Source organism: Acinetobacter sp. FDAARGOS_724, assembly GCF_013364475.1.
Taxonomy (GTDB): Bacteria; Pseudomonadota; Gammaproteobacteria; order Pseudomonadales; family Moraxellaceae; genus Acinetobacter; species Acinetobacter variabilis.
The window spans coordinates 1,728,796-1,755,341 of record NZ_CP054908.1 but is presented as its reverse complement, the minus strand read 5'-3'; the positions used below and the strand labels follow the sequence as shown (position 1 = coordinate 1,755,341).

23 protein-coding genes and 1 other RNA gene are annotated in these 26,546 nt (G+C 42.0%); 9 read left to right on the top strand and 15 right to left on the bottom strand.

Annotated features, from left to right (window positions below; all coding sequences use genetic code 11):
• Positions 1-5: 5 nt before the first annotated feature.
• Genes FOC32_RS09565 through FOC32_RS09550 form a run of 4 tightly spaced genes read right to left on the bottom strand, consistent with a single transcriptional unit; the run spans position 6 to position 7,233 of the window.
• Entirely contained in the window at positions 6-1,016 is a 1,011-nt protein-coding gene (locus FOC32_RS09565) for an ABC transporter permease (RefSeq protein ID WP_175967204.1), read from the bottom strand.
• Positions 1,016-2,059, bottom strand: coding sequence for an ABC transporter permease subunit (locus FOC32_RS09560; RefSeq protein WP_175967203.1), 1,044 nt, complete (start codon positions 2,057-2,059; stop codon positions 1,016-1,018). Before FOC32_RS09560 ends, FOC32_RS09565 begins: the two co-directional genes overlap by 1 nt.
• A 22-nt stretch (positions 2,060-2,081) precedes the next feature.
• Complete coding sequence (locus FOC32_RS09555; RefSeq protein WP_175967202.1) at positions 2,082-3,914, bottom strand: extracellular solute-binding protein; 1,833 nt, start codon at positions 3,912-3,914, stop codon at positions 2,082-2,084.
• A 16-nt stretch (positions 3,915-3,930) separates the two neighbouring features.
• Complete coding sequence (locus tag FOC32_RS09550; RefSeq protein ID WP_175967200.1) at positions 3,931-7,233, bottom strand: LysM peptidoglycan-binding domain-containing protein; 3,303 nt, start codon at positions 7,231-7,233, stop codon at positions 3,931-3,933.
• Positions 7,234-7,441: 208 nt separating this feature from the next.
• Here FOC32_RS09550 and dnaQ point away from each other — a divergent pair, with 208 nt between their 5' ends.
• The 3 genes from dnaQ to nudC all read left to right on the top strand — a co-directional run bounded on the left by dnaQ (position 7,442) and on the right by nudC (position 11,364).
• Entirely contained in the window at positions 7,442-8,815 is a 1,374-nt protein-coding gene (gene dnaQ / locus FOC32_RS09545; protein WP_175967198.1) for a DNA polymerase III subunit epsilon, read from the top strand.
• Positions 8,816-8,941: 126 nt separating this feature from the next.
• Positions 8,942-10,585 (top strand): chemotaxis protein, encoded by a 1,644-nt coding sequence (locus FOC32_RS09540; protein ID WP_175967196.1) that lies wholly within the window; start codon positions 8,942-8,944, stop codon positions 10,583-10,585.
• The gene (gene nudC, locus FOC32_RS09535; protein WP_175967194.1) at positions 10,585-11,364 is read left to right on the top strand and encodes an NAD(+) diphosphatase; all 780 of its coding nucleotides are present in this window, start codon (positions 10,585-10,587) and stop codon (positions 11,362-11,364) included. The genes FOC32_RS09540 and nudC overlap by 1 nt, the downstream gene beginning before the upstream one ends.
• A 71-nt stretch (positions 11,365-11,435) precedes the next feature.
• Here the strand turns inward: nudC and FOC32_RS09530 are convergent, their stop codons facing one another.
• From FOC32_RS09530 to FOC32_RS09515, 4 genes are all read right to left on the bottom strand, one after another.
• On the bottom strand, positions 11,436-12,314 hold the full coding sequence (locus tag FOC32_RS09530; RefSeq protein WP_175967192.1) for an alpha/beta hydrolase: 879 nt from the start codon (positions 12,312-12,314) through the stop codon (positions 11,436-11,438).
• Positions 12,304-12,996: a BON domain-containing protein gene (locus FOC32_RS09525; protein ID WP_175967190.1), complete on the bottom strand. Its 693-nt coding sequence runs from the start codon at positions 12,994-12,996 to the stop codon at positions 12,304-12,306. Before FOC32_RS09525 ends, FOC32_RS09530 begins: the two co-directional genes overlap by 11 nt.
• A gap of 136 nt (positions 12,997-13,132) precedes the next feature.
• On the bottom strand, positions 13,133-13,546 hold the full coding sequence (locus FOC32_RS09520) for a YraN family protein (protein WP_175967188.1): 414 nt from the start codon (positions 13,544-13,546) through the stop codon (positions 13,133-13,135).
• Positions 13,547-13,555: 9 nt separating this feature from the next.
• Positions 13,556-14,515 (bottom strand): penicillin-binding protein activator, encoded by a 960-nt coding sequence (locus tag FOC32_RS09515; protein WP_005234759.1) that lies wholly within the window; start codon positions 14,513-14,515, stop codon positions 13,556-13,558.
• 10 nt (positions 14,516-14,525) lie between these two features.
• Here FOC32_RS09515 and rsmI point away from each other — a divergent pair, with 10 nt between their 5' ends.
• The gene (gene rsmI, locus FOC32_RS09510; protein WP_175967186.1) at positions 14,526-15,368 is read left to right on the top strand and encodes a 16S rRNA (cytidine(1402)-2'-O)-methyltransferase; all 843 of its coding nucleotides are present in this window, start codon (positions 14,526-14,528) and stop codon (positions 15,366-15,368) included.
• 67 nt (positions 15,369-15,435) lie between these two features.
• Here the strand turns inward: rsmI and FOC32_RS09505 are convergent, their stop codons facing one another.
• The 4 genes from FOC32_RS09505 to FOC32_RS09490 form a co-directional block, all read right to left on the bottom strand.
• Positions 15,436-15,687 carry a hypothetical protein gene (locus FOC32_RS09505; protein WP_004782870.1) on the bottom strand — a complete coding sequence of 84 codons (252 nt, stop codon included), beginning with the start codon at positions 15,685-15,687 and terminating at the stop codon, positions 15,436-15,438.
• Positions 15,688-15,861: 174 nt separating this feature from the next.
• Positions 15,862-17,109 carry an FAD-dependent monooxygenase gene (locus FOC32_RS09500; protein ID WP_175967184.1) on the bottom strand — a complete coding sequence of 416 codons (1,248 nt, stop codon included), beginning with the start codon at positions 17,107-17,109 and terminating at the stop codon, positions 15,862-15,864.
• Positions 17,106-18,314 carry a 2-octaprenyl-6-methoxyphenyl hydroxylase gene (gene ubiH / locus FOC32_RS09495; protein WP_175967182.1) on the bottom strand — a complete coding sequence of 403 codons (1,209 nt, stop codon included), beginning with the start codon at positions 18,312-18,314 and terminating at the stop codon, positions 17,106-17,108. The genes FOC32_RS09500 and ubiH overlap by 4 nt, the downstream gene beginning before the upstream one ends.
• Positions 18,315-18,736: 422 nt before the next feature.
• A complete protein-coding gene (locus FOC32_RS09490) occupies positions 18,737-19,177 on the bottom strand; it encodes a BLUF domain-containing protein (RefSeq protein WP_175967180.1) in 441 nt (146 codons plus the stop codon).
• A 1,205-nt stretch (positions 19,178-20,382) separates the two neighbouring features.
• Here FOC32_RS09490 and FOC32_RS09485 point away from each other — a divergent pair.
• Positions 20,383-21,426 carry an acyltransferase family protein gene (locus FOC32_RS09485; protein ID WP_175967178.1) on the top strand — a complete coding sequence of 348 codons (1,044 nt, stop codon included), beginning with the start codon at positions 20,383-20,385 and terminating at the stop codon, positions 21,424-21,426.
• A gap of 189 nt (positions 21,427-21,615) precedes the next feature.
• Here FOC32_RS09485 and FOC32_RS09480 read toward each other — a convergent pair whose 3' ends face one another.
• From FOC32_RS09480 to FOC32_RS09470, 3 genes are all read right to left on the bottom strand, one after another.
• The gene (locus FOC32_RS09480; RefSeq protein ID WP_034703714.1) at positions 21,616-21,855 is read right to left on the bottom strand and encodes a DUF378 domain-containing protein; all 240 of its coding nucleotides are present in this window, start codon (positions 21,853-21,855) and stop codon (positions 21,616-21,618) included.
• A gap of 397 nt (positions 21,856-22,252) precedes the next feature.
• The gene (gene pepP / locus FOC32_RS09475; protein ID WP_175967177.1) at positions 22,253-23,587 is read right to left on the bottom strand and encodes a Xaa-Pro aminopeptidase; all 1,335 of its coding nucleotides are present in this window, start codon (positions 23,585-23,587) and stop codon (positions 22,253-22,255) included.
• A 151-nt stretch (positions 23,588-23,738) separates the two neighbouring features.
• Entirely contained in the window at positions 23,739-24,371 is a 633-nt protein-coding gene (locus FOC32_RS09470; RefSeq protein ID WP_005234747.1) for a UPF0149 family protein, read from the bottom strand.
• Positions 24,372-24,436: 65 nt separating this feature from the next.
• Between FOC32_RS09470 and FOC32_RS09465 the strand changes: the two genes are divergently transcribed.
• From FOC32_RS09465 to FOC32_RS09450, 4 genes are all read left to right on the top strand, one after another.
• Entirely contained in the window at positions 24,437-24,994 is a 558-nt protein-coding gene (locus tag FOC32_RS09465; protein WP_004782884.1) for a hypothetical protein, read from the top strand.
• On the top strand, positions 24,991-25,278 hold the full coding sequence (locus FOC32_RS09460) for a cell division protein ZapA (RefSeq protein WP_005234746.1): 288 nt from the start codon (positions 24,991-24,993) through the stop codon (positions 25,276-25,278). The genes FOC32_RS09465 and FOC32_RS09460 overlap by 4 nt, the downstream gene beginning before the upstream one ends.
• Positions 25,279-25,375: 97 nt before the next feature.
• Positions 25,376-25,560: non-coding RNA, 6S RNA (gene ssrS / locus FOC32_RS09455), on the top strand.
• A gap of 288 nt (positions 25,561-25,848) precedes the next feature.
• A complete protein-coding gene (locus FOC32_RS09450) occupies positions 25,849-26,430 on the top strand; it encodes a 5-formyltetrahydrofolate cyclo-ligase (RefSeq protein ID WP_175968193.1) in 582 nt (193 codons plus the stop codon).
• Positions 26,431-26,546 lie beyond the last annotated feature (116 nt).

The window sequence follows — 26,546 nt, the reverse complement described above, 5'->3', positions numbered from 1 at the left end:
TCATTTTAAATTTTGGGATCGAAAGCATCTCGGATGGCTTCACCGATATAGATAAGCAAAGACAAGACAATGGCTAAGGTCAGAAACCCGGACAAAGCCAACCACGGCGCATTGAGATTATTTTTGCCCTGCAGCAATAATTCACCCAAGGAAGCGGTTTCAGGCGGCAAACCATAACCTAAAAAGTCCAGTGCAGTTAGTGCGCTGATGTTGGCGGTCAGCATGAAAGGAAGTTGTGACAGACTGGAACCTATGACATTCGGCAAGATATGCCGGAACATGATCCGGCCATGCCCTGCTCCAATGCTTCTTGCTGCCCAGACATATTCCAGATTTCTGGCTCGTAAAAATTCGGCGCGCACCATCGACACCAGTGTCGTCCAGCCAAAAAATAGCATGATCACAAATAGCCAGTAAATATTTGGATTAAATACGCTGACCAGAATCATGACCATAAACAGCATCGGCAGGCTGCTCCAGACCTCAAGTGCACGTTGCCCGATTAGATCAATCCAGCCACCATAATAGCCTTGAACTGCCCCAACCAGCACCCCTAATCCTGCTGACAGTAAAGTTAATGCAAAGCCAAACAGCAAGGAAATACGCAAGCCATATAAAATACGTGCTAGCACATCCCTTCCCTGATCGTCTGTTCCTAGCCAATTTTGTCGGCTTGGAGGTGAAGGTACTGGAATATCGAGTGCCAAATTGGGTGTGTCATAGCCGAAGCGGATCACCGACCAGATTGCCCAGCCTTTGGCATTAATCAGCTGCTGTACCGTAGGATCCTGATACTCGGCTTCAGTTTCAAAGACACCCCCAAAAGTCGTTTCAGGATATGACTTTATTACTGGCAGATAATAGGAATTCTCATACTTGACCAGTAAAGGCTTATCGTTAGCGATCAGCTCAGCACCAAGTGACAAGATAAAAATAATGATAAAGGCAATGAAGCAGGCAAATCCGGTTTTATTATTTTTAAAACGTTGCAGGCTGGCGCGTAGCATTGGTGACATTATTTTGACCCTCGCGAATCAAAATGGATCCGGGGATCAATCACCCGATACAGCACATCACTGATCAAACGCAGCACCAAGCCCAATAAGGTAAAAATAAACAAGGTTCCAAAAATGACCGGATAATCCCGCTGCAGAATCGCTTCAAATCCCAGCATGCCCAAACCATCCAGATTAAAGATGATTTCAATAAACAGGTTCCCGACAAATAAAATACCGAGCAAAGCTTCTGGCAAACTGGCAACCAACACCAGCACAGCATTGCGCAGTACATGACGGTAGAGCACTGCTCTGTCCTGTAGTCCCTTCGCTCTTGCTGCCAGCACATATTGTTTACTGAGTTCTTCCATAAAGGAAAATTTCACCAGATAAGTCAGCCGTGCAAAACCGCCGAGTACCATAGCCAGTAGCGGCAAAGCCATATGCCAAAAATAATCCTGAATTTTTCCAAAGAGGGATAATTCAGCAAAATTTTCCGAGCTTAACCCTTGTAAAGGAAACCATTGCAGATAGGAACCACCTGCAAAAAATACAATCAGCAAAATGGCAAAGATAAAGGCTGGAATAGCATAGCCCACAGCCAGCAGCAAAGACGTCATTTGATCAAACAGGCTGCCATGCTTTTTGGCCTTCTGGATGCCAAGAGGAATAGAGACCAGATAAATGAGCAAGGTACTCCAGAAACCTAGAGACAGTGAAACTGGCAATTTTTCCCAGATCAGTTCAGTCACAGCTTGGCCTTTAAAAAAGCTCTGGCCTAAATCAAACTGGGCATAGCTTTTCAACATTTCCCAGAAACGTAAATGAGCCGGCTGATCAAATCCATACTGAATCTTGATCTGCTCCAGCATTTCGGGCGTCAGGCCTTGCTGTCCCTGATACTGCAGGCCACCGATCGCCAAATTATTTGCATGCTGTGCCTGATAGATGGCCTGTTCCACTGGACCACCCGGTGCAAGCTGAATCACCACAAAATTGATCAGTAAAACCATGAATAATGTCGGAATCATAAGAAGCAAACGTTTGACGATATAAGTGCTCATGGCACTCCCCAAAGCTGGAAATCTAGCGATATTTTAAGTACGGCGCCACTTGTCTGGCTTTAGCTGCATCCACCCACCAGTAATCAATACCCGCAGAAAGCTTGGGCTTGATTTTAGGCTGCTGATACATATTCCAGTAAGCATACCAGTATTCACCCGTACCATAAGTCGGAATATGATAATAACCGGCTCGCAATAAACGATCTAAAGCTCGGGTACTATAAATCAGCTGCTCCCGGCTTTGTGGTTGAACCACCTGATCAATCACCCGATCAATCACCGGATTTTGAATACCGGCATAATTATAATTGCCAGGCTGACGTGCCGCCTGACTACCCCAAAACTGTTTCTGTTCCTGCCCCGGTGTCAGCGATTGCGGCATAATATCCACAATCATATCAAACTGATAATTTCTAAGGCGCTCATAGTACTGAGCCGTTTCTACCATCCGAATGTACGCCTGAATTCCTAAACGTTTCAAATGGCGTAGATAAGGCATTAGATGACGCTGCTGTTCAGCCTGATGCAACAGAAATTCAATCTGTACAGGTTTACCTTGAGCAGTCACCAGTTTTCCCTGCTGATAACGGTAACCAGCATTCAATAAAATTTGTCGCGCCTGTAATAAATTTTTGCGGTTAAACCCGGAGGCATCTGATTGCGGATAATGCCAATCCTGTAATACCGTCTGACGTTGCACCGGATGCAATTTAGATAAATTTGGCTGTAATATTTTCAGCTCTTGGGCACTCGGCTTGCCTGTAGATGCCAGTTCACTGTTACTAAAAAAGCTGTTAAGACGCTGATATTCCCCATGAAACAAGGCTTTATTTAGCCATTCAAAATCATAGGCCAGAGTTAAAGCTTGCCGGAAGCGGATATCGACAAAGGGCTGACGCCGCATATTAAAAATCAGGCTTTGGGTTGGAATCGGATTGTGATGGTGAAAACGATAGGTTTTGATCTGGCCTTGCTTTACCGCAGGAAAGCGATAATCACTTACCCAGCGGTTAACCTGTTTTTCTTCATGCAGTGTGAACTGGCCCGACTTAAAAGCTTCAAACTTGATTTCCGGACTACGGTAATAACGATACTGTATGTGATCAAAATTATAACGCCCACGATTGACCAGCAGATCTTTACCCCAGTAATGCGGATTACGTTTATAGGAAATACTGCGTCCTGCATCAATACGTTCAATCACATAAGGCCCAGAACCCAAGATCGGTTTCAGGTTAATGTCTTTGAAATTACGCTTTTGCCACTCCTGCTGAGAATAGATCGGCATTTGCGTCACAATCATGGCCATTTCCGGATTATGGCGAGATTTAAAACTAATCTTAACTTTTGAAGGTGACAGAACTTCGGTTTTTTTAATATCTGCCAGATACATCTGTAAGCCAAAATTAGACTGAGTCTGGTACAGATCAAAACTGTATTTCACATCTTTAGCCGTCACTGGCTGACCATTACTGAATCTGGCCTTAGGATTTAAATGGAAAATAATATAAGCAGTCTGCTTTGGATCGAAACTGACTTTCTCCGCCAGCAAAGGATAATAAACGCCGGGCTCATCCAGGGATTTCGACATAAGGCTGTCAAAAATATAATTAATCCCTTCAGTGACATTCCCCTTACCATTCATGCTGTTCAGATTATCAAAACTGCCATCGGCTGCCTGAATAAGAATGCCGCCTTTGGGCGCTTGCGGATTGGCATAAGGCAGAGATTTAGCCTGTGCATATTTGGGTGCACCATGCACTGCAATATAAGGTGTCGTAATGACTGCTGCCCCGCTAGAACTGATGATCCAGGGGGCAGCAAGAATCCATAAGACATGGACGGGATTAAACAATTTCACGATCCAGAAATTAGTTTGGAACCTTAATCACATCACCAATACGCAATTGCGTATTGGGTTTCAGCTCATTCATTTCTGCCAGCTCATTGGTTGCCATACCATAACGGGATGCCAGACGAATCAAGGTATCGCCACGCTTCACCTTGTATTCAGTGACCAGCTTTGGAAGCTGAAGCGTTTGGCCCACACGTAAACCAGCACGTGGACTAAGATTATTCAGGCTCGCCAGATCAGTAACGGGTACTCCTACACGATTGGCAATCGCAATCAGTGATTCTCCGGATTTTACCGTATAGGATTCTGTCGCCTTAGAAGAGGCAGATTTTGTTGCGACTTTTACTACCGGCTCTTTTTTGGCAATCTGAATATCTTCATTAATTTTTAAACGCTGTCCAATCCGCACATTGCTATTGGTGCTTAGGCCGTTCAGGTCTGCCAGATAACGTAATTGTAGATGATATTGGCGGGCAATCGAGCTTAAGGTTTCACCAGATTTCACGATGTGAGTATCTGATTTGACATTCTTTTCCTGAGTCTCGGTGACCACTTCCTGCACAGGTTCAGGACTACCAGATAATTTCAGATGCTGACCCACACGCACATTGGCACTACGGGAAATATTGTTCAGGTTGGCAATCTGATCCATCGACAGATTATATTTTGCTGCAATCCCGGTCAGCGTATCACCCGATTGAACCGTATAACTGTCAGGAACCTGACTACCGGCCGGAATCTTGATGGTCTGACCAATGCGTAAGCCGCTGTTTGCAGACAGGCCATTTAACGCTGCCAGTTCAGATACCGTCAATTTACTTTGATTGGCAATGCTGTACAGGGTTTCACCACGTTTGACCTGATAGCTTTCTGTTGGCGTATGATCAACCTTAACGTTCTCAAACTTCTGTTCGATTTTTTCGGTTTTCTTGCTGCTCGCAGTCAGTTCATCAACTTCATTGAGAGGAACATTAATCTTCTGTCCGACCATCAAACTGCTACCCGCGGTTAAACCCGGAGTTAGTGCAGCAAGTTCTGCATTCGACAATGCGTAGCGATCTGCAATCAGTTTCAGATACTCACCACGTTTAACGGTATAGGACTTGGTCTGGACTTTGACAGTTTCGACTTTTTTGCTGTCTTCAACTTTCGCTTTGCTGGTACTTTCTTTTAGGGAAAGCTTTTGCCCCACAAATAAACCACTGGTCGTACTCAGATCATTATAATCAGCCAACTGTTTAACACTAAGGCCGAACTGGCTGGAAACGCTGGTCAAAGAATCATTGGCCTGAACCACATAACTTTCCGGTTTCTCTTTGGCTTTCGGTACTTCCTGTACTGGGTTGGCATCATAGAGATAAATTGTGGTGCCCACATATAATGTAGAGTTTGGATCAATCTGGTTCCATTTCGCGACATCACGCCAGTTCACGCCATTCTTCGCTGCAATCAATGCCAGATTATCGCCCGGTAAAACCTTATAGGTACTGCGCTTACCTTTCGGTGCCACAACCACAACTTCTGAATCAGTTTTTACATAGTTTTTGCCCTGATTGAGTCGAGCTTCAACTGAATCTGCACTGGTGTTTACAGCGACTTCTTTCGGATATGAGAATCCTTTGGTCAGTTCCTTGCCCTGCTGCTCGGCAATAGACTGACTGGTCTGAATTGCAGTCAGTTTGATCTTGCCATCATAAGGGTCAACAATTTCTGTGCCTGCAGGTGCCAGTGCTTTCAACTCTTCAATGACCTGTGCCTGTTCAGCTGCAGTCGCCACAGGTTGTAAAAGCTCATCCACGGTCTTATTAATTTCTTCTGCTGACACCACTTTCTGGATTTGCTGACGTTCAGCTGCGGTAATTGGTGGCTCGACCTGGATAGGCTTCACTGAAGCAACTGGCGTCACAGCAACCGGAATACGTGGCGCGCTTGGAATAGGCAATTCACTTTTTGCCGCAAATTCAGCAAGTGCTTCGGAACCACGTGGTGTGCTGACCCGTTTGGTGGTTTGTGCAGTTAGATTAGGTGTCGTCGTGGTTGACACTGCTGCTGGTGCAGTCGTAGCTGGCTTTGGTGATGTAGTCGCAGTTGGAGCTTTAGTTGCTGTTGCAGTCTTAGCAGTCGTAGTGGCAAGCACCGGCGGAGTCTGCTTGGCAGGTACGATGGTGGTACTGGTTGATGCTGGTGCTACAGTTGGATTTGGAGTTACTGTAGTGGTCGTTTTAGGCGAGTTACTGACAGTACCTGCCCATAAGCCGCTTGAACTAGACTGCAGTTTTTTCAGTTTTCCATCAATCGATGGACTTAAGTCAGCCGGAATCAAAATACGGCGCGGACTTTCCGGATCAATACGATCACCACGATGCCCCGGGTTAAGCTGATACAGTTCAGCACGGCTTAAACCGGTAATGGCTGCAATCTCATTTAAATTGGCTGCACCGACAGTCACTTCACGAAAGTGAGGACGGTTGGCAATTGGTGGCAAACTCACGCCATAAGTACCCGGATTTTTCACAATCTGCGCAACTGCCAGGAAACGCGGCACATAGTTCATGGTTTCCTGAGGCAGTTTCAAGGACCAGTAATCGGTAGGCAAGCCTGCGGCCTTATTACGGTTAATCGCCTGCTGGATACGGCCTGGACCGGCATTATAAGAGGCCAAAGCCAATTCCCAGGAACCAAACTGGTTATATAAGCTGCCTAGAAACTCATAAGCCGCACGAGTCGACTCAACGACATCACGACGGCCATCGTAAAGTGAGGTTTGTTTCAGACCATAAATACGGCCAGTACTTGGAATGAACTGCCATAAACCTGCTGCTGCTGCACTACTGGTCGCCGCCGGGTCATAAGAACTTTCAATGATCGGTAATAAAGCCAGCTCTGTAGGCATGCCACGGCGTTCTGCTTCTTTCACCGTATAATAGAGATAGCGCGATGCACGGGCACTCAGGCGGTCCAGATAAGGCTGACGGGAAATAAACCAGCCACGCTGTGCATCAATACGCGGATTCCAGGTATTCAGATCCATCTTGAAACCCACGGTCATCCGTTTCCAGATATCACCATGCTTCAAAATCAGTAAGCGGTCACCTTCAACCGCACGCATATCCGTTGCAGAAAGTAAATCTTCCAGCCCATCCAAACTGCTTGCATCTAGATATTGTGAGCCAACCTGCTTGCTTGACGCTTTTTGGGTCGCACTTTGTGTAGAAGAACAGCCCGTCAGTCCCAAGGAAGCGAGTGCCGTTCCAAGTACAGAAAATTTTAAAAATGTTGGTAATGCAGGCTGCCACAAAATTGCGGTTGGTTTATACATAAAGAAATCCAAACAATTCGTATATAAATTTATTTTTTAGATATGCCATTGTAGTGAAGCATGTCGTGGACACAAGGCATTAATTTACCCCGATTTCACGTTAAATGTTACAAGAAATTAAAAAAACTGGTGCATCTAGACGCATCAAGCGTATTTGCGTTATACAATATCCGCTTCAGCAAGTTCTTTTTTGATCGGATTTTAATTTATGTCTCACACTATCACGCTATATGTTGATGGCGCCTGTCGCGGCAACCCGGGTTTAGGCGGTTGGGGTGCGTACATAATTACCGAACAGCAGGAACACAAAATTTGCGGTGGCGAAGATCATACCACCAATAATCGCATGGAGCTGACCGCAGCGATCGAAGGCATCCAGTTCTGTCCAAAAGATGCCAAGCTGGTCATTTATACCGATTCCAATTATGTCAAACAAGGCATTACCGAATGGATTCATGGCTGGAAAAAGAAAAACTGGAAAGACGTTAAAAATCCGGATCTATGGCAAAAACTGGATGCCATTTGCCAAGGTCGGGATATTGAATGGCACTGGGTAAAAGGCCATGCCGGACATCCTGGCAATGAAATGGCCGATCAACTGGCTAATCAGGGCGCAGATGAAACCTTGAAAAAATCCAAATCAGTTACTGCAATCACTGAAAATAAAAAAAAATCTGAACCTGACTGGCTTCTAGACGACCCTTTCGGGCTGGATCTTGTCGATAGTGAAGAAGAACTCGAAGAGAGCATGGAAATGGCCGAAGAAAAAATGGAACGGACTGAAAATTTAGAAACAATTGAAAATACCGATGAGTCTGCTTCAGTCACTTCAGATTCAACCGAACTACATCCGCAAATTGTGATTACACCGCCGACCTTAGAGCTGCATGGCCCCCGTCAATTGATTCTGGATACGGAAACCACCGGTTTCTATTATCAGGATGGTGACCGGATCATTGAGGTGGGTGCGATCGAAATGATTAACCGGAAACTTACCGGCAGCTCAATCCATATTTATATCAATCCGAAAAAACCGGTTGGTGATTCGGTGAATGTCCACGGTATTACCGACGAGTTCCTGCAAGACAAGCCGCTGTTTGAAGAAATCTCACAGGTACTGTTTGACTATCTGCAAGGTGCCGAAATTATTGCGCATAACGCGACCTTCGATATGAACTTCCTGGACATGGAATTCAAGCGTGCAGGCTTTGTCGCACTTTCTGAAGTTTGTGAAGTAACCGATACTCTGGCAATGGCCAAATCCAAGCATCCTGGACAGAAAAACTCTCTAGATGCCCTCGTGCGTCGTTATGAAATTCCACAACGTGACCGTACCTTCCACGGTGCCTTGCTCGATGCGGAAATTCTGTCCGATGTTTATCTGGCCATGACCGGTGGACAGGTCTCTTTTGATATGGATGCCCTGTCACATACCGAAGAACAAGGTGGCAGTTCAAGCACTGTGAAAATCGAAATTGAATTGCCTGTGATTCTTCCATCAGATGAAGAACTTGCCGAACATGAGAAATGGGTCAAACAATTTGAAGAAAAGCATGGAACGCCTTGCCTTTTTGCAAAATAAAATCTAAATTTCAAGCAGTAATTTCGCTTTTAAAATACAGTTCTTCAGTTATAGTAATTCCAAAGAGGCCCCGTCCGATAAAGCGGGGCTCATATATAGAAAATACTCAAGGAAAGGTGCAGATCCATGTCTTACCAAACCTCTATACATTTTGATCCAACAGCTTTACTGATAATAAAAAATGAGGTTGATAACTCGATCAAGTTAGTCGAATCAGCAGTAAGCACCTTGGTAGAAGATCAAACTTTACCTTTTGGCATTGACGATGCATTAAATCAGTTCGAACAATGTGCACAGGTACTGGCACTGATTGATATGCCGAATCTGGCACAAATTGCTCAATATTCAGCAGAACTGATGCGCAAGATTATGGGGAATCCGGCGCAGGTCAACACTCAGGATGTGATCGCATTGAGTGAAGGCACCACCATGCTGAAACGCTATATCGAATTTATCTGCTTGCGTGAAGTGAAAATTCCGCAGTTCCTGCTCGATACCCTGAACCGTCTGGAACTTGCGCTTGGTAAACCATTGACGACCGAAGGTCAGCATATTGAACCTTTGCTTGATCTGATTACTCCAGACTTCCAGTTACCCCAAGTACCAGGTCTTGAAAAATCCAAATATGTGCAACGCCTGTATAAGCTGTCTCTTAACAAACTGCTAAAACAGGAAGAAAGCGAGATGGATCTGCAGGCGATCAAACTGGTCGGTACTTATCTGGCAGGTCTTTCAGCAAATCATCCAAGCAAGCAATACTGGCATCTGGTGCATGTTGCTTTTGATAATATTGATCATCTGCTCATCAATGAACCACGTTTGCGTACTTTAATAAGTATTGAACGCAACATGGCGCAGTACTTTAGTTCAGCCGACAGCTTCAAAGCCTCTCTGTCCGATCTGGCAAATGTATTAAGCTTATGTATTAGTCAGGAAGATGCAACTGCACAGCAAATCCGTAGCCAGCTGAATATTGGTGATGATCTACTGACAGATATGCAACTTCAAGTATTTAGCCGTCATCTGTATGGCCCAGACTTCGAAACCATGCATACCATTAGCGAACTGGTGACTGCAGAAATGACCCAGATCCGCAATGATATCGAATATAACTATCAGCACATGACACCTGAAAAAACTCAGGAACTCCAGACTCAACTGAATAGCTTAGCCAATATCTTCAAGGTTCTGAACCTGAACGAAGCCTATCATGATTTAAACCGTCAGGCAGCTTCACTCAGCCAGGCGGATATTCTGAAAGATGAGTCTTTTGCCCAGCAGTTGATGAATGTGATTCTGTCCGCGATGAACTCGATTGGTGTATTGGAACGTCACCATACTTCGAGCCGTCTGCAGCTACGTGTGAATAACATGAATATCTCATTGGATCGTCTGGACGAAGCACATAACGCTTTGTTAAATGAAACCAAGGCACTGATTGAATTATCTAGCCAGATTCTGACTGATTATCTGCAGGATCAAGATTTGACCCAACTCGAACCTGTACCCATCCAGTTCTGTGAAATTGGCGGTGCTATGCTGTTCCTGAATGCTGAACATGTGAAAGCTGCATTCAATACAACTGCCCTGTTTATCAAAAACCGTATTGAACAGTCGGTTGCATTAACACCAGCAGAAATTCATCATGCGCTGGATGCATTGGCTAGTGCCGATATGATGATCGATAACTTAAAGAATAAACAGCCTGTATTACAGTCCATGTTTAAGGTAGCATTAGACAGTAGTGAGAAACTGAAAATCGTTGCCTAATGTCTAAAAAATTATCACTTGCTTATATTTTCCAGCAGCAACAGTTGCTGGTCGACCAACACTTTCAACTGCCTCAAGTTGAAGCTCTGGCAAGTGATTTGCTGCTGAATCCGGGTGATCAGGTGGTTGCCCGTGATCTTCTTCCAGATGAGCCAATTCCTGAAGGCTTGCAACTGGTTCCGATCCGTCAATTATTACAGTTCTGGAATGTTCAGCAATTTGAACAGGCCAGCCGTGCTGTGCAACTACTGGAATGGCGCCGGAATCACAAGTTCTGTAGCCACTGTGGCACCCCGACTGAAGCCCATGCTGTTGAATATGCCATGGTTTGCCCAGCTTGCCATTATCGTCAGTATCCAAGGGTGCAACCTTGTGTGATTACCGTGATTACCCGTGGTGAGGATGAAATTTTGCTGGCTAAAAATGCACGTAATACCAAAAGCCAGATGTATGGCCTGATTGCCGGATTTGTCGAAGTTGGGGAAACACTTGAAGAAGCGGTACGTCGCGAGACGCTGGAAGAAGTCGGCTTGAAAGTGAAAAATATCCAGTATCTGGCTAGTCAGCCGTGGCCCTTCCCGAGTAATCTGATGATTGCCTTCAAAGCAGAATATGCTGGCGGTGAGCTGCAATTGCAGGAAGAAGAAATTAGCGATGCGAAATTCTTCAAGTTTGACCAGCTGCCGGAAATTCCGTTTAAAGGCAGTATTGCCCATGTCATGATCATGCATGTGACTCAAGGTACACCGGTCGCAGATGATACCCGTGAATGGCTCTAAGGTTTTCAATTAAAAAAAGCCCGGTTTTCATACCGGGCTTTTTTTGTGGGAATTGCCATGATCACAGATCTTCACTTAAAAGCATCTTCTAGCGCCCACATCACACGCGGCTTGGTTTCAAAGAACCGGCTAAACAAACTGGACAATGAACCGATCATCGTAATATGACCCAGTTTCGGAATGGTAATCAACTCACTATGATTGCCATGGTCTTTGAAAACCCGATCCAGATCCTGACTGTTGAAATGACCGACAATATTGTCCCGCTCGGCCATGAACAGATAATGTTTGGTGGAGGTATTTTCCACAAAATAATATGGCATCACCTGCTGATACGGAATCGACTGGTCAAAAGCATCGGCACAGATTGGATCATCTTTATAGTCAAAATGATACGGTCCTGCCAGACCAATAATGGCGCGGATTTTTTCCCGCTCAATCATGGCCTTTTGTGGATGGTATAGCGCTGACATGACATTAAATGCCCCGGCTGAATGTCCCATCAAGACCAGATTTTCCGTAGAAACATTTAACTGGCCTGCATGCTGCTGCAAATGATTTAGCAACAGATGCAGGTCCTTAATATAGATCGGGAAAATGTGTTCAGGCGCTAGGTGATAGTTCATTACCACCACATCATAGCCTTCTTTGGCAAAGGCCTCGCCAATGAAATGGTAATCCTTTTTATCACCGTGCAGCCAGGCACCACCATGGACAAAGACAATCAGGGGGCGATGCGCTAAAGGCTGATGACTTAAAAACAGATCAAAACGTTGACGGGCTCTTAAGCCATAGGCTAACTGGGTTTCAACACTATAACCCTGTTTTGGGGTTAAACGGTTCAGCGCATAACTGCCAAAATCATAGATCCGGAAATCTTTATAACGTTGCTGGACTTCAAGGATCCGATCTGACAGCTGCGTTTTAAATTGACCGACCTTATGGAACATCAGTCGGTTCAACTGTATCAGGATCAATGGCGACTGGAGTCTGTTCAACACCCGACTGTGCATAAGATGCAGGCGCTGCAAAATTCTGGTTAGTATTATAACCAGAGCGCTGATCCACGTTGTCGATGAGCGTGACAATTTTTGTGATATTCCCCACTTGTTGCAGCACCTGATTCAGGTCATCGATTTCTGCACTATTCAGACGTCCCATCACATACAGCACACCATCTTCAGTATGCACATGCACTTTGCTGTCAGATACTACTGGTGCTTTCATAATCAGGCCACGGGTATTCGCCGTCACGGCGGTATCCTGCATGATCGTAGTGTAGCTGCTCTGGTTACCCACAGTGATAAAGTTATGCACCGCTTTGACGTCACTCATGGATTTGACATTATCTTCTGCCAATTGCTTGAGATGCGCATCCGGCACCTGTCCGGTCAACAGGACATTGCCATGGAAGCTTTCAATATTGACCCTTGACTGTTTAAAACGTGAATCTAGTTTATAAAGATTAATTTTTGCAGTACGTACAATAGAAGAATCGATAAATACCTGTCCTAGCGTCCGAGCTCCATTTTCGGTACCTACAGGAGCCGTACCAGTACCGTTAGAAATAAAGCTGGCACAACCCGATAAACTTGCGACACACAGCATTGTTATTGCAATACGCTTAACCACTCAGCAAGACTCCTTAATTTTAATCAGTCTTATTTCAATATAATAATCTGTTTTTTCAAGGCCAGATGTTCTTCATCATACTTGAACTTTCCCATGATGCTGCAAATTTTATCTACCGCATCAGATCTTATTTTATTCAAAGATTAATAAACTCTTGATCAAAAGTAAAAGCATTTTCAAACCAGTGCAGATCATAAGGGTATTGAGAAAAATCATGCTGTATGGTTTTTGCAAAATACCGATTAAAATCAAAACAAATCACATCAAAACGATAGTAATAATGTGCAAACTGTGGATTCTTTTGAATAAAACATACAGCCGTTTGTAGGACTTTTCGTTGCTTGGCAGAGGAAACCGATTCAAAAGCCAATGCATAAGCTGTTTTAGCCCGTGCTTTTACCTCGACAAAGACCAGTTCCTGCTCACGCTGCATGACCAGATCAAGTTCACCATAGCGACTATGCCAGTTTCTGGCAATGAGATGAAAGTCTTGTTGCTGCATTAGTTGGGCAGCTTGTTGTTCTGCCCATGCACCTAATTGTTTCTGCATCGTTGACCCTTATAGTGCCTTGAGACCTTTGGCACTCTGCTGAAAACAGGACGGCGTACGTTGTATGCCCTGATCCGATACCCGAATCATTCCAGTACGACCCTGGAATTCAATATTGCGTATTTTTTTATTGTTTAAATAATACTGGGTGATTTGCCAGGCATCCCCACCAAAAGCAATCAAACGCTGATAGGACATATTCACCGGTGCCTGTTGATAAGCCTGCATCACATCAGGCCAGTTAGCAAAATAAAGTACCGGCACATCGCAGAACTTGATGCCTCGTGGCGGAGCATGCTGTTCATTAATTGCATTCGCGACTGTGTAAATCCGTTTATGTCCTAAACCCTGTAAGGATGCCAGCCAGTCCGCATTGCCGAGCAATAGGATCCCCTGCTTGCTCTTCAGAAAAAATGGCGGCTTCTGGATCATTTCCAGTTGCAGCTCACTCTGGCTAAGTAGTGACATTAGCAAGAGTTCATGTTCTGACTCACTGCCCGGTTGACGCAGCACAAACAGTTGCTGAATCCCATCTAGCGCAATCTGCTTCTGTAAGGCAGCTGCATCTTCTTTTTTCGACAGGCTAAATTGCCAGATATTTGGGGCCGTTAGGCTAGTTTCATTCAAACTCAGTGTACGAATCTTGGGTTTAGTCTGCACCAGCTGCTCTACATCCTGACGTCCCAGAGGACCGATCACCATTTGCGTCTTTTTACTGACATGCTGTTTGAGTAACTGAGAGATTTTTTTCTGGTCTGAATTGACCCATTTCAATGGTACTTTCTGTCCGGACGCCGTATATGCACTGAGAAATCCTTGCTTGATACTCGAAGCAGCTCGCGCCAAGGGGCCGGTTTCAGGTAGAATAATCAGCACTTCCGCTTGTACGCTGCTGACGCAGACCAGTAACCCCAAGCCCAAAATTTTATTTTGAATCTTCCATTTTTTATTATTCGACTTATTCCACATGGAGAAACCTATGAGTGCTCAGTTATTTGTTGTTGCGACTCCAATCGGGCACTTAGATGATATTAGTTATCGTGCAATTAATGTATTGAAATCGGTGAGTCTTATTGCAGCTGAGGATACACGAACTTCTGCACAATTACTTAAACATTTTAATATTCAAACACCTTTGACAGCCTGTCATGAACATAATGAAAGCAACAAGATTGATCAGCTGATTCAACGCCTGCTCAATGGTGAAGATATGGCATTAATCAGTGATGCAGGTACACCACTGATTAGCGATCCAGGATTCAAGTTTGTCCGTGCTGCGCAAGAACATAATATTCGTGTGGTTCCTGTGCCGGGTGCATGCGCTGCAATTGCCGCTTTAAGCGCAGTAGGTTTACCAAGTGACCGTTTCAGCTTTGAAGGTTTTTTGCCGTCTAAACAAAGCCAGCGGCTCTTGACTCTGGAAAAACTGAAAGATGAAACTCAGACCTTAATTTTCTATGAAGCACCGCACCGCATTCTGGAATGTGTTAAAGATCTGGCAGCGGTATTCGGTGTAGAACGTCCTGTAGGTTTTGCCCGTGAAATTACCAAGACCTTTGAAACCATCAAGAAAACGACACTGGGTGAACTGGTCGAATTTGTTGCCAATGACCATAACCAGCAAAAAGGTGAAATCGTACTGGTGATTGGTGGTTCTATCGAAGAGAAAGATCTGGATCAGGAAAAACTGGATAAATTGTTATTGCGTTTATTACAGGACCTGTCTGTCAAAGCAGCTTCACAACTGGCTGCAGATTTGACTGGGATCAAGAAAAAAATTGCCTATCAACGTGCTTTGGAACTAACCTCTGCCAACGATTAATTTTTCTTTACTCATAAAAACACCACAATCAATGTGGTGTTTTTTTATTCGCGAATATCAAGTGCAATTATTCTCTTGCAACGGATTCATCAGCTGGAACTTCAGTAATACGGCCACCACTTGCCAGAAAAGCTGCAATTTCATCCTCAAGTGCCTGACGTTTTTTCTGCTTAGCAGTTACAGTCAAAGTTTCAGCTTCTAATACGTCTGTATCATTCACAACTTCTTCGCTACTTGCAGCACCTTTTTCTGCTGCTTTTGCTTCATCGTCGTCGATTACAGGATCTTCTACATCATCATAATCATTTACGTCTGTCATTTTGCTCTCCCCACAAACGGCTTCGCTTTTATCTATTGAACCAAGCTTTAAATTAACTGAAATTTAGCAATCTCTTTGGTCTTCGCCTAGCCCTAATTTTCAAAAAATCGTATCTTTTTTAAACAAAATAGTTACTCTTTATAGATGTTTGTTTAAAAAATTTACATTCGGCCACTAGGTTGAATAACGTGTATCTTTGAGTAAACTTAAACCATTCGCCTGAGCCATAAATGCATCTTTCAGGACTGCCTGTTGCTCTACCTGTTTCAGCCCGAAATTACGTGCCCATACCACTGGGAAAAGCTCAGTAGTTTCCATCCAGCCAATCGCCGACATACTATGCATCATCGCATCATTCTGGCCTTTACGACGATGCTCATAACGTTTTAAGGTCTGCACATGGGCCCACACTCCACGCGCTTTGTCATGTAGCAACACCTCACAAAGTATAGCAGCATCCAGACAGCCGATATTAACCCCTTGTCCAGCAAGCGGATGAATCACATGCGCAGCATCACCAATTAATGCTAAGCCATCTTGTACATACTGCTGTGCAGCACGAGCTTTGAGTGGGAATTTAGCTCGCGGTGTCGCTTCCAGCACTTCGCCCAGCATATGATAGCTTTCACGGGTCAATAGTTGAGTAAAGTCAGCATCTGATAATGCTGCATATTCATCGGCATAATCATCAGGTAATGTCCAGACTATGGATTGCCAGTGGCCTTGCTCTTCTTCTTTAAGACCTGCCATTGGCAGATAAGCCAAAGGACCGGTTTCCAGAAAAATCTGACGAGCCACATGCTGATGCGGCTGGACTGTTCTAATTGCACAGCTGATTCCAGCCTGTTTATAGTCCAATACATCGATATCGATAAAGGCTTGTTCACGTACAAAGGAGTTCGCGCCATCTGCGCCAATGACCAACTTGGTTTTGAGCTGGGTGCCGTCTACCAGATGAATGATCCAGAGATTTACACCACATTCCACCCGGCTAACTTTGACCTGTGTGCGGTAATCTTGCACCTCTTCAAGCATCTTTTGCTGTATGGCCAGATTCAGGATACTCGGTTCTACCATCGAGCCTAGCGCCTGCTCTACAGAAGGTGTCCTTTCTGAAGAATGACCAAAGTTAATTTCACCGTAGCCATTTTTATTCCAGACCTGCATTCCAGTATATGGCTGCTGGCGTGCAAGTTTGTCCCACACCCCCACGGTTTTTAACAAATGAATGGTCGCCTGACTTAAAGCCAAAACCCGCGGATTGGCTACGCTTAAAGTTTTGTCTGCATCCAGAATAGGCGCAGCATCCAGCACAGTAGCTTGCACACCACCTTGAGCAAGTAATAAAGCGGTCAGGCCACCTACTAGCCCACCACCAACAATGATAACATCTAATACATCAGAACTCGGATTCAGACTCATGCTTTTAACCCCATGGCATAGTTAGCGACCAGTGGCTTGATGCCAGGAATAGTATCAAAAGCAATCAGTCCGGTATTACGGATCAGTTTCAAGAATGGATTCTGATTACTAAAACCACGTACGACTGAATCACAGAACTTGATCACTCTTTGCTGATCATTCAAGCGGGATTTCTCATAGTCCTGTAATACCGCTGCATCACCTAAGTCTGCGCCTTGTGACTGCTGCTCTTTCAGGTAGCGCACCAATACATGTGCATCTCGCATACACAGGTTAAAACCCTGACCCGCTACTGGATGAATCGTATGTGCAGCATTCCCCATCAAGACCACACGGCCCACAGCCTGTTTTTCTGCTAATACTTGGGACAAAGGGAAACTGAAGCGCTTACCTACTTTCTGGAATTTGCCGGCACGATCGCCATAGGTCTCTTGTAAGGCATTCAGAAAATGCTGGTCACTTTCTTCACCCAGCCATTTTCCTTCCGTTCCTTTTTTCACAGGCCAGACCACAGAACGACGATATTCACCTGGAAGTGGTAATAAGGCTAATGGTCCTAGATGGCTAAAGCGTTCAAAGCCAACATGATTATGCGGTTTAGAAGTTTGAACGGTAGTGACAATGGCGACCTGATCATAGTCATGCTCTGAAGCCCCAATGCCAAGCGCTTTACGACAGAAAGAATCACGCCCATCAGCAGCAATCACCACTTTGGATTGAAGTTTCAATAAAGCATCACCACGTTGTGCTTCAAGATAAGCAAACTCAGCATCTTGAGTCAGAGAAGTCACCTGAATCCCATCAATCAGTTCAATTAAAGGTTCTTTTTTGACTTGAGTTAATAGCACACGGCCTAGCCAGGCATTTTCAATGACCTGACCAAAGCTTTCGACTTTTTCCTGTTCTGCGATTAAGCGCGCCTTACCAAAACTGCCCTGCTCAGTGATATTCACTTCAAGAATCGGCGTTGCATGTTCCTGCAAGGCATCCCAAAGCCCAAGTTCCTGATAAATCTGTACACTACGGCGTGATAAGGCACTGTTACGTGCATCAAAACTGGAATGATAGGGTGCAAGATTTACATCATCATAATCTGGATATTTGATCGCTTCCAAAAGTTTGACTGCAATATTGGTTTTAGCCAACATCAGCGCGAGACTCAGGCCGACCATACCACCACCGACAATGATGACTTCTTGTTGCATGCTGTAATCCTTTTAATATCGTATCTATATACATAGATACTTATAATCATGATGAATTTTATATTAGCCTAAAAAATTTCTTTTTTATAATAAATTAGGTAGCGGTTTCAAAGCGAAGTCTGCTTGTGGTTAATTTATAGCTAACCTCAACGGCCTACTTAAATTTTTCAAAATACAGAAGTGTCGTCTGCCTGATGAAAAGCAGAAGAATTTTGCACTGATTGTTAGGTTTAAAAGCTTGGCTTGGTATGAAATGATAAGGATGAGATCTGGATATATTTTTTTGAATTAACAATATTTATGTTTTTGAATTTATAAAGTATTTTTTATTTAACTTATTTAAAGTAAATACTCATTTTAAAAAATTTTTAAAAAATCATACGATGCAGGGCTAAAGCTTATATCGCATGATGATGTAAGGATTAACTTGCTTTCAATGTATAGGCATGGTCATTCAAACTTGCCAATATCTGAATAAATTGAGGAATGGTCTCGGCATTCAAGGTATAAGGATTGAATTCATCCAGATTATGTTCGGCAAAGAATCCAAGAATATCCTGATGGATATTGGCATATTTCATATGCCAGTATGAGAAGAGTCGATCATTTACATCTTCAAAATACAGTACTTCACAATTTTTATGTCGAGGATCTTTCAAGATTTTTTTATAGAACAGATCTTCAATCTTGTTCCTATCTCCTTCCAGACATTGAACAAAGTAACCATTCCCATAATACAGAGCCCCAAAAATCGCATTACGTGAATTGAAATTCAACGCTTCTGTAAGAATATTGAATAGATCATTCATTGGATCTTCGCAATCATACAACTTACTAACATATAAAAGTCTTGCGTCGCTCATTGTCTACCTCAATATTTTAGATTATGTACATTACTCAATATTTTTCCGTTTAATATATATAACTGATTTTATAAAAATTTTCTATGATTATATACAAAATAATTTATCGAATAGTAAAATAACTTGAAAAATAAAATGAATTTTTATATAAATTCAGTCACTTGCTTTTAATATGCATTTTCCAAATATTTCTATATTAAAAAGCTTCAAAATTTTGCTATTTGAGATCTACCATCAAGTATCAGTTTTTTTACTTTCTAAATGCTCATGTAATTTGAGCACCAGATATCTTTGCCAGAACAGCAGCAAGCCAGCAAAAATGTAAATCAGCGATTTGTTCTCGATCAGTAGTGCAACTGCTACAAATACAATAGCAAAGATGAAGGAAAAGATTAAATGAGTCTTGCTATTCTACTTAGAAACGACAGTCTAAGTCGAGCTCAAGCAACTTATTAAGCATGGACATTCTTCTTCCTCTTTTCTCAAAATATTTTTAAAGGTTAACTGTTTTAAATTTCTAAACGATACAAAAAACATGCCTATTTAATAATCAATCCTGTAGTCTTTGACTTATAGTCATTCAAGTCCTTTACTACTATTTTGGTTAAATGAATTTTCATATGATGATTACATCAGGAACAGGAAGTTCCACATAAGAATAACAATAGATAAGCACAAGGACGGTAAGGTACGACAGGAGTTATACCAAGCTAACCAATACGAAAAACCCCGGCAGGATGCCGGGGTTTTTTATTATCTAATGATTAAAAATTTGAATATAGTACCAAGGTTTCTAAACAGAAATCTTAGCAATTACTGTAAAATATATCTTTCATTTATGTATAGAAAATTCCCAAATTTTGGTGTGAAGAAGATAATGTATACGTGATCTTTGAATTGATTCATAAATGGTTTCTGAAATTTCTTTTATTAAGCTGATTACTTTTACTTTTTATTAAAATTTTGAAATATATTTTAAAGGGGCTAATAAATAATAATAATTAATAAAAAATTCAATTTTCATTTATTTAAAATACTCTAGCAAACAATCGAATTCTCGTAAAATAGGCTACTTTTATATAAAAATAACCGTAATAATTTTAGATTAAATAATCAGTAATATTCACGGTCTTTCACCAGGTATATTTGTGAGACAAACATTGAGTATGATAGTTTAAATTAAATACTTTAATAAAATAATAACTATGCTTTATTCAGTGCAATTTCTTAGGGGGATTGCTGCCTTAATGGTAGTTATAAGCCATACCTCCTTTAAAGGACAACAATACAATGTAGATGCGCTCCAGTGGTATCACATAGGCGGTTCTGGCGTTGATTTATTTTTCATCATCTCTGGCTTTATTATGTGTTATACAACATATAATAAAAAAGTTAATTTTTTAAATTTCATGAGAAACCGATTCATCCGAATCATTCCTCTTTATTGGATTCTCAGTTTTTTTGCTTTAATCGTATTTCTGATTTCTCCAAATCTTATAAATTCATCTGGTGGTGAAACAGGAATTTTCGAATCCTTCTTCTTAATTCCGAATGGCAGTAAATTTTTAATCAATAATGGATGGACCTTAAGCTATGAATTTTATTATTATTTTATTTTTTCATTTTTCCTAATCTTTTTATTAAAAGACTTATATAAATATTTTTTTATCATTCTATATTTTTCAGTTGTTGTGGCTACAGGTTTAATACTCCAACCAAAATCTGAATTTCTGATGTTTTTAACCCATAATCTTTTGCTTGAATTCGCTTTAGGCGTTCTAGCATTTATCATTATAAAAAATACTAACCTTTCACGATTAATGTCTTTATTTATGGTTCTTGTCGGCGCTTCCCTCTTAGCCTATCAAAACTTTTATAAACTACCTGATTTCATCACCTTGAGATCATTAAAAATCGGGATCCCGATGTTTTTCATTTTTATTGGATGCGTAGCTTTAGAGGACTTAATCACTGAAACCAAATCACTAATTTTAAGATTTTTTAATCATCTTGGAGATTCATCTTACTCTTTATATTTGATTCATCCTTTTACTTTAAGCCCAGTTGCTATGGTTTTAAACAAACTCAATATATTAAACCCTTACCTATTTAGCTCTATACTTATTACTTCTTCTATCTTAGCAGGTTCTATTACTTATCTGGTTTTAGAAAAAAGGTTAATTAAATTAGGCAAAGAACCATTTAACTTCTTTAAGTATTTTTATCCGGTTGATAGAAAAAACTTATAGAGATTTTTTGATCACTTTATACGGTTTTTATCAATTTAAAATTTTATATAGGTTGACCAATTTAAAGACGAAAAACGGAGCCTAAGCTCCGTTTCTGTTAAATGCCTTTATATCTTTTAAATTAACTAATCTATTATAGGCATCAGTTAATTAAAAAAATATCAATGATTTCAATTAACTTTCAGTCAGTTAACGTACTACTCGAGCCTGAGACTCATGATGTACATCGCGTCGACCCAATTTTGTACCCGTATAAATCAGATACAAGGCAGACAAACCAACCAATACATAAATAATTCGAGATAGTGCGCTCATTTCACCAAAGATGGCAGCGACTAAATCAAAGTTAAACGCACCAACCAGACCCCAGTTGATGCCACCAATAATCGCTAAAGCATAAGCAATCCAGTCAAGCGTATTTAGTCTCATCATTTTTCTCCTGCTCTTCTTTGAGTTTATTTAAGGAACAGGTCAAGTATGAGAACGAAATCGGAATTAATATGTTGCTTTGATGCTAAAAACTCAATTGCTGTGTTGAATTCCTGTCATCTTATAATTCTCAATTTTAACAAAATTAATTTTATTTGAATAAGTCGCGATTAACGTAAGTAAATGTCTTGCTTGTTTCTCGATAGTATCTTTGTTCTATCTAGCTATTGGATAACTTATTTCTAAGAAAATAATTTACATTTTCTTAAAATTTTATAAATACTCATTTTAATATCAATAGATTAGAAAAATTAATGTCTTCAATAAGTCAATTTTTAGCTTTTTCCTATAAAGATAAAAAAGCCGATGCGATCATCGACTTTTTTATATCTTTTATTTAAGCAGCACGTGCTTGAGCCATTAAGGCTTCAATATCTTCCACAGTTTTCACTACTTTTGCAGTTAGCACTAGTGGGCCATTTTTGGTAGCAACCACATCATCTTCAATCCGGATTCCGATGCCACGCCATTTCGCATCCACAGTTTCATCATCTGGCGCAATGTAAAGACCTGGCTCAACTGTCACGACCATACCTTCTTCATATGCACGCCATTCACCGTTGGCTTTATATGTACCTACATCATGGACATCCATACCGAGCCAATGCCCAGTACCGTGCATATAGAACTGGCGGAAACTTTCAGTCTGGATAATTTCTTCAAGTTCCCCCTGCATAATCCCCAGATCAAGTAAACCTTGAACCAGAATGCGAACCGCCACATTATGCGGCTCTTTATAAGAATTCCCGATTTGAACAGCATTGATCGCAGCAATCTGTGCATCCAGTACGACATTATATAAAGCTTTTTGTTCCGGGCTGAATTTACCATTTACTGGGAACGTACGGGTAATGTCTGATGCATAAAACTGATATTCACAGGCAGCATCAATCAGAACCAGATCACCATCCTTCAGCTCTTTATCATTTTCCACATAATGCAGAATACAGGCATTTTCACCGCCACCGACAATACTGTTATAGGATGGTACGCAGCCATTTTTACCAAAGATATAATTCAATTCAGCTTCTAAAGCATATTCCATCATGCCTGGACGAACTTTCTGCATAGCCAGTGTATGGGCTTCTGCAGAAATATCCGATGCAAGCTGCATCAGTTCAATTTCATTTTCATCTTTATGCAGACGCATTTCATCAACGATACGATCCAGCTGCATGATCTGTGCCGGTGCAGAAGTACCACGGCGGCTTTCACCACTGGCTGTTGCAATCCATTTAGCTACACGTGCATCAAATTCGGCATTGTGCCCAATCCGGTAGAAAAGCTTGTCTTTGTTCTGAAGCTTGTTGAGGATTTCCTCATCCAGTAGATCAATCGCATAAGCTTCGTCCGCTTCATAATCATCAACGGCGCCATCCACTCCGGCACGATAGCCATTCCAGATTTCCATTTCACGATCACGTTCACGGCAGAACAGACTATAGGTATAGCCTTCTTCTTCAGTATCAAAAGTTTCAATGACTGCAACTGCTTCAGGCTCAGCAAATCCGGTCAGGTAAAAGAAACTGCTGTCCGCGCGGTATTTATAATCTGCATCACGATTACGCAGGGCAACCGGGCTGGTGGCAATAATCGCGATACTACGTAATCCCATTTCCCCTGCGAGGATGTCACGACGTTCCTGAAAATTGGCTTGAGTCAGTTTCTTCATTACACCTTACTTCTTATCAATTGCTACTGTTATTTAAAATTTGATTCTGAAAACGGGTCAGATCAATTTACTATCATCTTCATGAGAAGACTCAGCAAAAAATATGCCGGTTTCAGAAACGTTTTTAATTTGTGTCTAAAACCGCTTGAACTTAACTCGGACGTTTCGGCGAGAAAATTTCAACTACAGATTGCGCTTCAGTTGCAGAAGCTGGAGCTGGAGCTTTTTGCGTGAATTTCTGCAATAAAGGTGTTTCCTCAACCTCTACTTTCTTACGACCGACGGACAGGCTTACTGGAATCAGACGAACAAACTCATACAACTCCTGATAACTTTCTTCACCCTCGGCATCGTCATCAGAGTTTTCAAATTCAACTGCTGCAACATCTTGTAAATGTTCAATCAGTTCCATTTCATCATTGCGGATATGACCTGAAGCCAGACCAAAACCAAGCACTACGCCTGCACACCAGTCAGCCAGAGCCTGAACGCGTTCTGCCAAGCTATGCTCATCATCTGGTAGTAATGGCAGATAATCCAGCGCATCTTCAGACAGCGCATGAAAGATGTCTTCTGCCTCACCTGTTAACAATTCTAATGCTTCAGGATTCAGTTCAGGGACATCTAGCGTTTCTAAAATCTGTACCCATTCATCACTTGTAGGTGCCTGAGTGACACAGACAATTCCAGTAAGCAAACCATGCAGTTCGCTTGGGCTAGAAATTTCTTCAATTGAAGAAAAATTGCGGTACCATTCTGACCAACCTGAAATATCGTCTTGCATTCGTTTATCCAATCTCTATACTGCTTTATATATTACCTTTGTTTGCAACACTGTGCGACCTCGATATGTTAGAAGAATTACAGCGTCTACAAGTGCATATTGGCGTTTTAAAAACGCGACTTGCACAACTTGAAAGTGAGAATACCAGTTTACGGGAGAAGCAAGAGGCTTCAAGCGTGCAACATGAAACTCAAATTGAACAAAAAAATAGCTTTATTGCGCAAAAACAACAAGAAATCCAGAACCTCAATCAGCAACTGACAGAATCACGTAATCAGTTTCAGCATTTAAACCAGGATGCTACAGCACTGGCAGATCGTTATAGCCGTCTGGAAAAAAGTTGCACTGATCTAAAGAACCGTTTTCAGGAAATTCTGGCTGAACGTAATGAATTGCGCGTGCTGAAAGAAAAGTTATTGCTGGAACAGCGTCATGCCCAGCAGGAAATTCAGCGCCTGAATCAGGAATCTGAACGTCTTACCCAGAAAAATGAAAATGCCAAAGCTAAAGTTGAAGCCATTATTCAACGTCTGGCGATTTTGGGAACAGCCCAAGATCAAAATGCACAGGAAATTCAGCAATTGGCCCATCCTACTGAAGTGACTGAGGAAGCTTCATCATGAGTGAACAAATCGCAATCGACTTAAAGGTATTGGGTCACAGTTTCCGTCTGGCCTCCACTGCGGATCAGCAGGATGAACTACAGCGTGCAGCGCAATTACTCAATGAAAAATACGATGAATTTCGCCGTAAAGCCCCTCGTATGGAACCAAGTAAACTGATCATTATGGTGGCACTGGAACTGATGCAGGAAGTATTGACGATGAATAAATCCCTGCAACAATATGCGCACTGCGAACGTTTGTTACAAACTATTTTGGAAGAAGTTGAAGAACTAACTGAATAATCGAGTTTTTTGTATAAACTTCGGTCGTTCGACTAAACTGTTTACAGTTCACGAACAGCATAGAGTTGCCACATCGGCATTATCGTTTATACTTAGTCTAACTCTGAGATGTTCGCCAGCGGGTCAGATTCCCCTGAGCCGATATTTAAATCTTAGGATTGAGTTCTGCATATTTAGAGTGTATGCCCATCCGGTATGGGAAACCCAGCAAGTATGCGTCTCGTCCACCTTGAACTTTAGGGTTCAAGGGTAATGACATGCAGCGGCATCCTCGGAGTGCTTCTATTTTTCTCAAAATATTTCATTATTTATCTTCTTTTATAAATCTCAAATTTATTACATTTTCCTGGTTTAGCGTCCTGTATCCGTATCTTTTTTCGTCTTTTAAAAAGTTACCTGGATCTAAGCACAGATCGATTAATTCATCATAAATGTTTCATTATTTTTAAAATTCAATCAAAAATTCATACAGATGCCTATAATACTCGCTATGTTGCTACCCTCTATTTAAGTTATGGCATTTTATTAATCTAATGCCCTAAAATCTTGAAGACCATATTTATGACGACGATGAATCTTTCCGAACTTCGCAAACAGCTACGTAAACAGCGCCGTCAACTCTCTCGATTTACCCAAAAACAGACTCAACAACGTATCCTGAATATGATTCGGACTTTGCCAGAATTTCATGCAAGCAAGTCTGTGGGGGTTTATCTGGATGCTTTCGGTGAGGTTCGCACTCAGGCGCTAATTGAATACTGCTTTAAGCATCATAAACGGGTTTATCTCCCAAATATTTGCAATATGAACCAGCGGCTCACGTGGGTAGAAATCAGTCAAAATCATTATCATTCCCAGCGTTTTGCTCATCATCGGTTGGGAATGCGTGAACCCATGGCTACACGGGGGCTGCATGTCTCAAAACTGGATCTTTTGGTTATGCCACTATTAGCTTGTGATCAATATGGTATCCGGATTGGTATGGGAGGTGGCTATTATGATCGTACGCTGGCAACAGCAGCGCGTCGCCCTTTTCGTCTTGGACTGGCGCATGACTTTCAGCGTGTGTCACAACCTTTAGTCCGAGAAGTTTGGGACCAGCCTCTAGATGCCCTGCTTACGCCTACACTTTTACAACGTTTTAAGCGTTAAATGATGTATTTCCAAATACATAAGTACTTTAAAATCAAATAATTAGTAATTTTTTATACAATTTAGTCGCTATAGCCCTTGTAATTTTTAAATTACCCATCACTATTAAAAACATG